Source organism: Paenibacillus sp. 32352 (assembly GCF_002042965.1).
Taxonomy (GTDB): Bacteria; Bacillota; Bacilli; order Paenibacillales; family NBRC-103111; genus Paenibacillus_S; species Paenibacillus_S vulneris.
In genome coordinates, this window is record NZ_MZNT01000015.1 from 108,790 (window position 1) to 120,422 (window position 11,633).

At 50.4% G+C, this 11,633-nt stretch carries 12 protein-coding genes and 5 tRNA genes; 12 read left to right on the plus strand and 5 right to left on the minus strand.

What is annotated here, in order from left to right; translation table 11 throughout:
* The first annotated feature begins 211 nt into the window (after nt 1-211).
* Complete coding sequence (locus B1728_RS28715; RefSeq protein WP_079913985.1) at nt 212-2,434, plus strand: Tex family protein; 2,223 nt, start codon at nt 212-214, stop codon at nt 2,432-2,434.
* A gap of 261 nt (nt 2,435-2,695) precedes the next feature.
* Here the strand turns inward: B1728_RS28715 and cmpA are convergent, their stop codons facing one another.
* Together cmpA and B1728_RS28720 are read right to left on the minus strand one after the other, a co-directional pair.
* The gene (gene cmpA, locus B1728_RS35925; RefSeq protein ID WP_144028043.1) at nt 2,696-2,836 is read right to left on the minus strand and encodes a cortex morphogenetic protein CmpA; all 141 of its coding nucleotides are present in this window, start codon (nt 2,834-2,836) and stop codon (nt 2,696-2,698) included.
* A gap of 86 nt (nt 2,837-2,922) precedes the next feature.
* On the minus strand, nt 2,923-3,282 hold the full coding sequence (locus B1728_RS28720) for a hydrolase/acyltransferase (protein WP_079913864.1): 360 nt from the start codon (nt 3,280-3,282) through the stop codon (nt 2,923-2,925).
* 128 nt (nt 3,283-3,410) lie between these two features.
* On the opposite strand from B1728_RS28720, the gene B1728_RS28725 reads away from it, so the two are divergent.
* The 3 genes from B1728_RS28725 (at nt 3,411) to B1728_RS28735 (ending at nt 4,073) form a co-directional block, all read left to right on the plus strand.
* The gene (locus B1728_RS28725; protein WP_079913865.1) at nt 3,411-3,875 is read left to right on the plus strand and encodes a SprT family protein; all 465 of its coding nucleotides are present in this window, start codon (nt 3,411-3,413) and stop codon (nt 3,873-3,875) included.
* Nucleotides 3,876-3,901: 26 nt separating this feature from the next.
* A tRNA-Asn gene (locus B1728_RS28730) sits at nt 3,902-3,977 on the plus strand.
* A 7-nt stretch (nt 3,978-3,984) separates the two neighbouring features.
* A tRNA-Ser gene (locus tag B1728_RS28735) sits at nt 3,985-4,073 on the plus strand.
* A gap of 200 nt (nt 4,074-4,273) precedes the next feature.
* Here the strand turns inward: B1728_RS28735 and B1728_RS28740 are convergent.
* Both B1728_RS28740 and corA read right to left on the minus strand, forming a co-directional pair.
* Complete coding sequence (locus B1728_RS28740; RefSeq protein WP_079913866.1) at nt 4,274-4,945, minus strand: hypothetical protein; 672 nt, start codon at nt 4,943-4,945, stop codon at nt 4,274-4,276.
* 39 nt (nt 4,946-4,984) lie between these two features.
* Entirely contained in the window at nt 4,985-5,920 is a 936-nt protein-coding gene (gene corA, locus B1728_RS28745; protein ID WP_256865550.1) for a magnesium/cobalt transporter CorA, read from the minus strand.
* Nucleotides 5,921-6,066: 146 nt separating this feature from the next.
* Between corA and B1728_RS28750 the strand changes: the two genes are divergently transcribed.
* The 6 genes from B1728_RS28750 (at nt 6,067) to B1728_RS28775 (ending at nt 8,870) form a co-directional block, all read left to right on the plus strand.
* A tRNA-Glu gene (locus B1728_RS28750) sits at nt 6,067-6,141 on the plus strand.
* A 42-nt stretch (nt 6,142-6,183) separates the two neighbouring features.
* Nucleotides 6,184-6,256: transfer RNA gene (locus B1728_RS28755), tRNA-Lys, on the plus strand.
* A gap of 26 nt (nt 6,257-6,282) precedes the next feature.
* A tRNA-Leu gene (locus B1728_RS28760) sits at nt 6,283-6,365 on the plus strand.
* Nucleotides 6,366-6,578: 213 nt separating this feature from the next.
* The gene (locus tag B1728_RS28765) at nt 6,579-7,058 is read left to right on the plus strand and encodes a VanZ family protein (RefSeq protein ID WP_256865551.1); all 480 of its coding nucleotides are present in this window, start codon (nt 6,579-6,581) and stop codon (nt 7,056-7,058) included.
* 76 nt (nt 7,059-7,134) lie between these two features.
* The gene (locus B1728_RS28770) at nt 7,135-7,320 is read left to right on the plus strand and encodes a YjfB family protein (RefSeq protein WP_179136248.1); all 186 of its coding nucleotides are present in this window, start codon (nt 7,135-7,137) and stop codon (nt 7,318-7,320) included.
* A 167-nt stretch (nt 7,321-7,487) separates the two neighbouring features.
* Entirely contained in the window at nt 7,488-8,870 is a 1,383-nt protein-coding gene (locus tag B1728_RS28775) for an S-layer homology domain-containing protein (RefSeq protein ID WP_079913869.1), read from the plus strand.
* Between the two features lie 76 nt (nt 8,871-8,946).
* Here the strand turns inward: B1728_RS28775 and B1728_RS28780 are convergent, their stop codons facing one another.
* Entirely contained in the window at nt 8,947-9,372 is a 426-nt protein-coding gene (locus tag B1728_RS28780) for a DUF2621 family protein (protein ID WP_079913870.1), read from the minus strand.
* Between the two features lie 120 nt (nt 9,373-9,492).
* Here B1728_RS28780 and B1728_RS28785 point away from each other — a divergent pair, with 120 nt between their 5' ends.
* Nucleotides 9,493-10,617, plus strand: a complete 1,125-nt coding sequence (locus B1728_RS28785) for a deoxyribonuclease IV (protein WP_079913871.1) — start codon at nt 9,493-9,495, stop codon at nt 10,615-10,617.
* Between the two features lie 36 nt (nt 10,618-10,653).
* Nucleotides 10,654-11,547, plus strand: coding sequence for a formyltetrahydrofolate deformylase (gene purU / locus B1728_RS28790; RefSeq protein WP_079913872.1), 894 nt, complete (start codon nt 10,654-10,656; stop codon nt 11,545-11,547).
* Nucleotides 11,548-11,633 lie beyond the last annotated feature (86 nt).

Consider the following 11,633-nt stretch of genomic DNA (forward strand, 5'->3'; position numbering starts at 1 on the left):
CCGCGTGGGGGATCCCTCGTTTTTTATTGTCTGTATGCTTTTGACCATCGTGAACAAGAGTTGCTGCTGTGCTCTCGATAAGCATGGCAGTCTGCAAATTGGCCCCATAGAGGGGTCAGCATGCAGCTAAAACAAGGGCTCGGGGGCTGTGCCGGAACTAGATAGCCCTTAGTAGTGGGAATAGACGGAGGAGGACAAGGAGTACATGTCGATGTCGAAGGATGAAGTGCTGCAGCTAGAGGACAACAAAGCGGGGACCGAGCTTAATGAAGAGATGAAGGCGGCCATTCAGGAGCGCATTTTGAAGCAAATTGCGGGTGAGCTGGGGTTAGCCGCAGCCAAGGTTCGTATTACGGTTGGCTTGCTCGATGAAGGCAATACGATTCCTTTTATTGCTCGCTACCGTAAAGAGATGACAGGGGAGCTCGATGAGAACCAGCTTCGGGACATCGAAGAGCGACTGACGTATTTGCGCAATCTGGAGTCACGCAAGCTGGAGGTCATCCGGCTTATTGCCGAGCAGGACAAGCTGACGGACGAGCTGAAGCAATCGATCGAAGCATCCGTCAAGCTGCAGGAGCTGGAGGATTTGTACCGTCCTTACCGTCAGAAGCGGAAAACCCGGGCAAGCGTAGCGAAGGAAAAAGGCCTGGAGCCGCTGGCAGCATGGATTCTGTCCCAGCCGCGGCAGGGAGATCTCCAAGCGGAAGCGGGCAAGTATGTCAGCGAAGAGAAGGGCGTTAAGACAGCGGACGAGGCTGTGCAGGGGGCGATGGATATCCTGGCGGAGCAGCTTGCCGACGATGCCAAAATCCGCGCGTGGATACGCCAATATACATATGACCAAGGGATTGTAAGAACCGAGGCGAAGGATGCCGAGCAGGAATCCGTCTATGAAATGTATTACAGCTACCAGGAGCCGGTCCGCAAGCTGCCTCCGCATCGTATTCTGGCCATTAACCGCGGGGAGCGGGAGGATGTGCTTAAGGTGTCGCTGGAGGTCCAAACAGACCGCATCCACGATTATATCGGCCGCCGGACGATCAAGGGTCCTTCCGTCGTGAAGGATACGCTCCAGGCGGTTATTGAGGACGCGTACAAGCGGCTATTGGCGCCGTCTATCGAGCGCGAGGTTCGCAACGAGATGACGGAGAAGGCTGAGGAGAAGGCCATCCAGGTGTTCGCCGAAAACTTGCGCAATTTGCTGCTGCAAGCCCCTGTGAAGGGGAAGGTGGTGCTGGGAGTCGATCCGGCCTACCGGACAGGCTGCAAGCTTGCTGTAGTGGACGAGACGGGGAAGATGCTGGAGATTGCCGTGACCTATCCGACCCCGCCAAACAATAAAGTAGCCGAGGCTAAGGCCAAGTTCCGCAAGCTGATCGAGACTTACGGAGTTGAGCTCATTGTTATTGGTAACGGTACGGCATCGCGCGAGACGGAGCAGTTCGTAGCCGAGCTGATCAGTGAGATCAAGGAGCGCCGCTTGCAGTATTTGATCGTCAATGAAGCGGGTGCGAGCGTCTACTCGGCTTCCAAGCTGGCGCAGACCGAATTCCCGGATCTTGATGTTGCGGAACGCAGCGCTATCTCTATCGCCAGACGTCTGCAGGATCCATTGGCCGAGCTGGTCAAAATCGAACCCAAGGCGATCGGTGTCGGTCAATACCAGCATGATGTGACGCAAAAAAGATTGGACGAGAGCTTGACGTTCGTCGTTGAATCCGCCGTTAACCATGTCGGGGTGGATGTGAATACGGCTTCGCCTTCTTTGCTTTCTTATGTATCGGGGATCAACAGCACGTTAGCCAAAAATATCGTGAAGTACCGCGAGGATAACGGCAAGTTCGTGAGCCGCTCACAGCTGCAAAAGGTACCGCGCTTGGGAGCGAAGGCCTTCGAGCAGTGCGCCGGCTTCCTCCGTATCAGCGACGGGAAAAATCCGCTGGATAACACGCCGATTCATCCGGAGTCTTACGAGGTCGTGGACAAGCTGTTCGCTGAGCTGAAGCTGAAGCTGTCCCAGCTGGGCTCCCAGGAGCTCAAGGACATGCTCCAGCAGGTGGAGCCTGCGGAGCTGGCTGTTAAGCTGGGTGTCGGAGTGCCTACGCTGCGCGACATTTTGGACAGCCTCCAGCGCCCGGGACGCGACCCGCGGGACGAGCTGCCAGCCCCGATCTTCCGTACGGATGTGCTGCAGATCGAGGATTTGGCGCCGGGCATGGAGCTTCAGGGTACGGTGCGCAACGTTATTGACTTCGGTGCTTTTGTCGATATCGGCATCAAAAATGACGGTCTCGTCCATATTTCCCAAATGAGTGATTCTTATGTGAAGCATCCGATGGATGTGGTGTCTGTCGGAGACACGGTAACTGTATGGGTGTTGAGTGTGGATTTGAAAAAGGGCCGCGTTAGCCTGACCATGAAAAAGCCTTAATGGTAATGTGAAGCCTCCATCGGTAGGGGAGAGCGTGCCCGAGGACAACCCTTTCGAAAGTTTCGGGCTCTGCATCTCCTTTCCAGGGCTTCATAATGCCCAGCAAAAAGGTGAGATTTCCTCTACGATCAATTTGAAGGGAATACGCTAAACTGGATAGGCCTTAAAGTCAGCAGAAGCCTTATGGGCTGTATAAAAATAGAGCATAGCCGGAGATACATCTCCTTGCTATGCTCTATTTTTTGGTGAACACTCGCTTTATTAAAGTTGTGAAGATGAGGATTCCTCCGAATCGCTCCTTCGCGTTCGGTAGAAAAACCAGCAATCGTTCAACAACCGGATTTGTCTTAAATTCTTGTTATAGTATGCCCGCATTAATTGATTGCAAAGCCATTGCGGCATATGAATCAGCCCCTTCCCGCCCTTCCGTTATGCGCCTTCGTTCTTATGGTATAGCATATGGCTGGGTGGGCTGATAGGTGCAGGTCCTAATCGGCGAGTTCTTCTTCGTCCTCGTACCACTGTTCCAGCTGAGCCTGCAGTGCGCGAATTTCGGTCAGCAGGGAAATCAGCGGGTAGGCTTGCTCATTGATGGAGGAGAAGGCTTTCTCCAGCTGGTTAATGTAGTCCAGACCGTGATGCAGCTTGTATTCGGGATTCACGATATCCAAGCCGTCGCATTCGGCAATAACCTTAGGAAGGGAAGGCACATTGGATGCGGTCAGCTTTTCTAATTCTTTATGGAGACGTAAATTTAATGCCGTTAATTGGTACATGTGGGAAGCGGGCAGCTCGACAAATTCGATGGCTGTGCCCAGCTGCAGAACGGCGTATTTCATTTTGGACATGAATAAGGACTCCTCTCGTGCTTTTGCTGCTCTAACTATCCGATGGATAAACTATCTACTTGACAGTGTAGCCTATGATGCGGTTACAATTCAAGTGAGAATAGCGAAAGAAACGTGGGTGGACAAGTGTGAATGACCAGCAGCTGCAGGAGTGGGTGGAGCAAATTTCTTTGGAATCGTTCGGCCGTCCGTTTCTGCATCAAGCGCGATTCAACCGCAGGCTGACTTCGACGGGAGGCCGCTATTTTATAAAGTCCCATGATATTGAGATCAGCTCGCATCAGCTGGAGCAATTCGGGAAGGAAGACGTCGAGAAAATCATCAAGCATGAGCTATGTCATTATCATCTGCATTTGCTGAATAGGGGATACCAGCACCGGGATGCGGACTTTAAGGCGCTGCTGAAGCAGGTAGGCGGAACCCGGTTCTGCAGATCGCTGCCCACGGCCAAACGGCGTGAGCCGTACCGGTACAAGCTGGTTTGCACGGCTTGCAAGATGGAGTATCTGCGCAAAAGAAAGCTGGATCCGCGCAAATATGCGTGTGGAAAATGCAGGGGAAAATTGAAATTGCATACGCTTGACTTCAAATAAAATTCATGATAAATTTAAAAATGTATTCCCTGATAGCTCAGTTGGTAGAGCACTCGACTGTTAATCGAGTTGTCACAGGTTCGAGTCCTGTTCGGGGAGCCATAGCTTTGGAGAGATACCCAAGTGGCTATAAGGGGACCCTCTGCTAAGGGGTTAGACTGCGTAAGCGGTGCGAGGGTTCGAATCCCTCTCTCTCCGTAAATGAAAGAACCGTCCGTGAGGGCGGTTCTTTCTTGTTTTCTATACCATGTACATGACCAGCCCTTGCCGGGTAGGGAAGGCTGCAAAAGCATCCTTCCCGCCCTCCACCCCCAATGGAGAAGACCGCGCATGATTGTAAAACCATAGCTCCAAAACCCACCCTGTAGGCCGCACGCGTATTGAAAAAAGAACGGCTATCAGTCCTGAAGATCCCGCTTATACGACAAGTAAACGAGTATGGCCAGAGATACCACTATGATCAGCAGCAGAATGTAGATGGATTCATGATAATTCATAATCCAGTACACGGAGACAAAGATGGTTAGAATGCCAATCGTATTGACGACGGCTTTTATTTTTTTGAACCCCGATAACTGACGGGTATAGTACAAATTATGCGGCGGCCTCATGATGAAGGAAAAGCCGTAATGACAATAGTACAGAAGATAGGCCGTCAAAAATGCAGCAAGCTCGCCGGATACCTGGATGATGAAGGTTCCCCAGTTAGCGGACTGCTGCCCGTCATCAACGGTCACGATTCCCGATCGCAGCAAGCCGAAATAGACAAGCAGCACGATACCGTTAAAGCCGAGATACGCGATGGCAGAGACGTCAATGGCATGGACAAGACTGACTTTAACCAGAAATCTCAATAAAAGGACACATAAAACAAACTGGATGGCCAGATCATAGCTTGGGATATCCAGCACCATCCGGTTCAAATAAGAAACGATCGATAATACTAGCCCGATGATTGTCAATTGGGGCCAATATTCCCAGAAGGGCCACCGGAACGTTTTGAACATGAGCGCGAGAGTGGCTATAACGTCCAGAAAACCCAGCAGGATGAAAAAAAATGTCTGCAACACTATCACCTGTTTCCTGGATGTTGAGTAATCCTGTATTCCTTAAATCCATCGTTTCCACTTAAAAACGAGCCACAAGAGCAGGCTGACCCCAATCATGACTCCCCAGACATAGGCGTAGCCCCAATCCCAGCTTAGCTCGGGGATATTTTTGAAATTCATGCCGTACACCCCCGCGATGAAGGTCAGCGGCAGAAAGATGGAGCTGACGATCGTCAGCGTCTTGATGATTTGGTTCATCCGGTCCGATTTCATATTCACTTGAAGCTCAAGCAGAGCCGTAAACGATTCCTTGAACATGTCCAGGGAATCCAGCACCCGTGAGATATGGTCGCATATATCGACGAAATAAGCGTCGGTTTCCTGACGGGTATAAGGAAACGTCTGGTGGCTGATCGATCCCACGATGGCTCTTTCCTCCAGAGCGATACGCCGAAACAGGTGCATCGCCCGTTTTAGATGAAACACCTCATGAGACACCTTGAGATAAGGATTCTCGAATATTTTGCGCTCCAGCTCGTCCATTTGATCCTCGATCCGATTCGTGATTTCGGTATATTCATCTACGCACAGATCGAGCAAACGGTGCAGAATATCTCCTGGATGATCAGCGAGCTCTTTCACTGCTAATAATTGCTGCCGCAGCAGTTCGAACAGTTTAAGCTGCTTTTTGCATATGGTCACGATATAATTAGCGCCTATGACAATGCCGATCTCCACAGGAGCCAATCGTTTATCGGTAATAGCGAAAAAAGTAAGAAAGATATGGTCCTTATACCGGTCCATCTTGGGCCGTTGATTCAGCTTGATGGCATCCTCCACGGCGAGAGGGTGGCAGTGGAACATCTCTGCAAGTACGCGCTTGACTTCGGCGGGCTCCGGCTTGGACAAATGAATCCAGACGGTCTCATGCGGAGTTAAGGGCCGGATGGCTTCCTCCGACACATGATCCGTACCCGGACAGCGTACGATCATCATTTTTACGTTCACCTCGTTGTACAAAGCATATCATACAATTCTTTTGAAGACGAAAATATTATTTTAAGAAAAGGCTTGTCAATTTTGAGACATTCAGATATAATAACTTTTGTCGTCAAAAAGGCAACCAAGAACATGCATAACGAGGCCCGTTGGTCAAGGGGTTAAGACACCTCCCTTTCACGGAGGTAACAGGGGTTCGAATCCCCTACGGGTCACCATTCTTTTCGAAGGTTATCGAATTGAATAGCATGCCTTGATTAGAGCCATTAGCTCAGTTGGTAGAGCACCTGACTTTTAATCAGGGTGTCGAAGGTTCGAGTCCTTCATGGCTCATGTTTTATCCCTCATAGTATTAACTTGCGGTTGTGGTGGAATGGCAGACACGCCATCTTGAGGGGGTGGTGGGCGTACGCTCGTGGAGGTTCGAGTCCTCTCAACCGCATTATCATCCGAACGATACAATCCCTTGGAAACAAGGGATTTTTTTAATGCATACAATTGATTTCATCTCGGGGCTTCCGCAATGTACCTGAATCAGCTTTGTAACCAAGGCCCGACTTTGTGGGGTTCTTTCCCCGCATATGAACAACCAGACCTATTTTATTTGCGGATAGGAGTGATTCATATTCGAGTAGCAAAGCGGTGGACATTTTGGGTGTGGCTGGCGCTAACCTGCTTTTGGGTCGTGCTTATATTTGTCAAATCGGCCCAAACCTATGCAGAGCAGGATATTCGCCCGCTGCTGGCCGAGTGGCTTCCCTATGAAACGTTGCTTCATTGGATTCCTCACGTGGAGTTTTATTACGACGGAGGCTTAGTCACCTGGACGAAGCCGTATGATTTTATCGAATTTTTTATCCGTAAGGGCGGTCATGTCACGGAGTTTGCGATCCTCTGCTTTTTTAGCGTGATGACCTTGCTATCGAGGCCGTACAAGCCTTTTCCTTCTATTGGTATAGGCGCAGTCTTCTCGATTTTGTACGCAGCTTCGGATGAATGGCATCAAACCTTCGTTCCGGGGAGAACCGGCCACGCTATTGACGTGATGGTGGATTCTATCGGCGTAGTGCTGGCAGCGCTCGTAATCGGTTTGGCTCGACTTGTTTTCCGCAAACGGAAAGCAAACCGTTTCTAAAGATTAGGACTTTAGTATCCGATAATAGAAGAGGATGCTATCGTGTCCAAATCGAACGGAAAGGGGGCCGCGAACAATGGACGTAGGAAGTATAGGCTCGGCATCCATGGCACTGAGCGCAAGCGCATTAAAGCAAACCGTAGGGATTGCCGTGTTGAAAAAATCGGCCGATATGCAGACTGAGCAGGTGAATACGCTGTTGCAGGGCTTCGCTGCGGCTCAGCATCCCTATTTGGGACAAAGTCTGGATTTGAAGGTCTAAAGGCATAAACCAACCATAGCGCGGTCGCTCATCTTGGAATGGCTTCGACGGAATTTTTCATCATGACTTGGAACGTGACGGCTCTTTTGGGGCCGTCTTTTTTTTCTATGGATTAACAAAATAGGCGGGATTAACCGATATAAGTAGAGAGGATTGGAGGGTATGCAATGAAAAAGAAACGAGGCTTCCGCTATACTTGTTTGTTATGGTTGACTGTGATAGGGCTTGCATTGCCCCCGATGCCGGCCAAGGCAGAGGTTCAATTCAGCGATGTCAGCGCGCAAGCAAACGGCTGGGCTATCAATTCCATTTATTTGATGGCGCAAAAGCAAGTATTGACCGGATATCCGGACGGAACGTTCAAACCGAACCAAACGATCAGCAAAGCCGAATGGACAACCATGGTATACCGTTTGTTCGATAAATACCGGCCTAATTTATATGCAACAGGATTGCAAAAGGTTGAAGGATTTTCCGACGTATCTCCGCAGCATTGGGCGTATAAGCCGATTTCGGAGATTTACAACCAAACGTTTAACTGGGGCGTGTTCGGATTAACGAATACGGGGGAGCTAACCTTTCGCCCGGATGCCCAGCTGACACGGCTCCAGCTTGCGGATATGCTGTACTCCTTCTTTGATACGAGGATGATCGATCGGCGCATGAGCCCGAATGACGTATGCTCCGTAGTATCGGAATATAAAGATATTCCGATCAAAATGTTCGAGGAGAAGGCGAAGTATGACGATGCCGCCAAATCGGACGGCCGCCTGGACGCATCCGGCATGGCCTTGCTGCAGACGAACAGCGTCCTGCCCATACTCATGATGGGAACAGGAAAGAGCGACTGCACCTTCGGTACGGATGCTTTCTCCAATGCCCAGGCGAGCAGCCTGGCGAGCTTACAGGTTTCCGGCATCATGACGGCCAATGAGCTGGGGTATTTCCGTCCGATGGATAAGGTTACCCGTGCCGAGGCGGTAACGATTTTGAACCGGATATACAATTATTTAAACAAAAACTACTGGCTGGGCGACTATTCCACGATTGAACTGGAGGGTTCTGGCTCAGGAGGCTCAACCGGAGCGGGCAGCGGCCCCAATTCCGGCATTTACAACCCTGACACGTCGGCTTTGTATCCGGACTGGGATACAGGGGGATCCATTATCGGCGGCAATAACGGGGCAAGCTGGTCGAATGATTCTATCGTCAATGTTCGCGATTACTTCGACGATAAGGGCGTGCTGCAAAAAAATCTAAAGAACGGCGAGATTGAAGCGGCTATTTTGCCTAAGGACAATCGATATTTGACCGTCGATATGAAAACGGACGATGAGGTCGATTTGTACCTCATTCTGGACGGAAAAATTGCTCATCTGACACAGAAGGAGCTGCCCAAAACGATATCGGTGGAAGGAGTCAAGCTGGTAGGCTTCCGTACAACCCAGCTGAAACCAAATCCGCTGAAAATCGCAGGCACTCCGGTCACCTTGACGGTGAAGCTGGATAAGGAGAAGCCGGAGCCTGTTAAGCCCGGCAAGAAGAAGTAAGAGGACCTCATCCTGAGGTCATCCATCCATAGCAACGAAAAAAGGCTTCCGCCATCCGGCGGGAGCCTTTGCTGTATCATTGAAGAAGATGCTTTAATGCGCTATAGTCGATTTGTTTTTTGTCGAGATAAGAGGTTAAGCTTTTGTAATCGCGTCTCGGAGTGGCCAGAATATAGCCGCGGAGACAATGCTCCTGCGTAATCCGGTCGGCTTTGTCCTCAAGAGCGACCTCCCCGATTTTGGCGGCAATGGAATGGCGGGCAATGTCCCGGAACGGGGCCGGTACAGGATCGACCAGCATATTAAGAAAGTCTTTGGCTTCCTCTGTCCATAGGTGGCGGGAGGCTTCGACATAATGGTTTTGCCAATCCAGCTTGGACTTGCCGTCCGCTTTAGGCAGCACCTTCAGAAACTTGCGGAACATAAAATAGCCGCCTATCGACATAAAGAAGAGAAGCACAAAAACCCAGAAGAAGATAAAATACATAAAACCCGAATTCATGATTATTGTCACCTCATCCTTATTATAACTTACTTTGGCGATATCCAAAAGTAGCCTTGTGGATAAGAGTCAATCCTAGTAAAATAGAGTGAGTGCGAAAAAAAGGAGATGAGGAATACGATGGTAAAAATCGGTTCTCACGTATCGTTTTCAGACAAAGGGCTGCTGAATGCGGCGGAGGAAGCTGTCTCTTACGGATCATCTACATTCATGATATACACGGGGGCGCCTCAAAATACGCGCCGTAAGCCGATAGAATCGCAATATATTGATGAAGGCAAAGCCTTGATGGACAAGCATGGCATCGGAGAGATCATCGTTCATGCCCCTTATATTATTAATCTGGGCTCTTATAAAGATGATACCTACGAGCTGGCGGTTCGTTTTTTGCAGGAAGAGATTCGCCGGACGGATTATTTGGGCGTGAAGCAAATTGTGCTTCATCCCGGAGCTTACACAGACAAGGATGCGGAATACGGGATCGCACGGATCGCTCAAGGATTGAACGAGGTGCTGGCCGGGGTTCAGGATACGAACGTGCAAATCGCCCTGGAGACGATGGCGGGCAAAGGAACGGAATTGGGCCGCAGCTTTGAAGAGCTCGCCGCCATCATTGACAAGGTAGAGAATAATGATAGATTATCTGTCTGCCTGGACACCTGCCACGTTCATGATGCTGGCTATGACATTATCAATGATCTGGACGGGGTGCTGGAGCATTTTGATAAAGTGGTCGGACTTGACCGGATCAAGGTCGTTCACTTGAACGACAGCAAAAATCCGAAAGGCGCAGGCAAAGACCGCCATGCTCCTGTTGGTGCCGGCTGGATCGGGTTTGAGGCGATGAACAATGTAGTTCATCATGAGAAGCTGACTCATTTGCCGCTGATTCTGGAAACCCCATGGATCGGAAAAGAGGACAAGCTGCAGCGTCCGATGTACGAAGCGGAGATCGCTCTGCTGAGCGGTACGGTCGAACAGCGGTTCGGCTCTAATTTCCTGGAGGATGTTGAACGGCTGGCGCATTTCTTCAACAAGCAGGACATCAATCCGCGCGATTATGTACTGAATGTATGGGAAGTGCTCAAAACGGATGCCAAAGCCAAAAAAGAGGACGGCCGCGAGCCGATGGAGCGCCTGTACGATCTGGTTGCCGAGCATCGCGTGCTGCCGGAATTATCGGAAGAGCAAATTAACCAGCGCTTGACAGCGTGGTTTGCAGGCCAAAAAGTATTTCAGCTGTAACGGAAATTTTGAAATAATGAAGGAGTAGTTTGTATCATGACACCGAATGTTTTGCCAAAAGCCCAGCGGGATGATTTGAAAAACCGCGCCAGAATGCTAGTTTCCTGCCCGGATCAGCCGGGAATCGTTGCGGCGGTATCCCGCTTTTTACATGAACAAGGTGCGAATATCGTACAATCGGACCAATATACAATGGACCCGGAAGGCGGCATGTTCTTCATCCGCATCGAGTTCGACCTGGATAATCTGGACGACCGCAGAGAGAAGCTCAAAGAGGATTTTGCAGCGGTTGCGGAGCAGTTCCAGATGCAATGGAGCATTACCCGCGCCAGCCGCAAGAAGCGTCTAGCCGTGTTCGTATCGAAGGAGGATCACGCTTTGCTGGAGCTCTTGTGGCAGTGGCAGGCGGGAGATCTGGAAGCCGATATTGCCATGGTTATCAGTAACCATGATGACATGCGGAGCCTGGTTGAATCGTTCGATATTCCTTATCACCACATTCCGGTGACACCGACAACGAAGGCAGAGGCCGAGCGCCGGCAGCTTGAGCTTGTGGTGGGCAAGGTGGATGCGGTTGTTCTGGCCCGGTATATGCAGATCATTACGCCGAAGTTTATCGAGCATTTCCCTAACCGGATCATCAATATCCATCACTCGTTCCTTCCGGCGTTTGTGGGCGGCAAGCCTTATGCCCAGGCCTATAACCGCGGCGTGAAAATTATCGGCGCTACCGCACACTATGTAACAGAGGAGCTGGACGGAGGCCCGATCATCGAGCAGGACGTGCAGCGTGTAAGCCATCGCCATAACGTAGACGACCTCAAGCGTATCGGCCGCCATATCGAGCGGATCGTTCTTGCGCGTGCCGTATCCTGGCATGTTGAAGATCGAGTGATCATTCACGGCAACAAAACCGTTGTATTTAATTAATAGAAATCAAAAGAGACTGAAGCCGTCATTCCCATGACGCTCAGTCTCTTTTTTTCAAATGCAGCGTGTATAAATTGCGCCCAGCC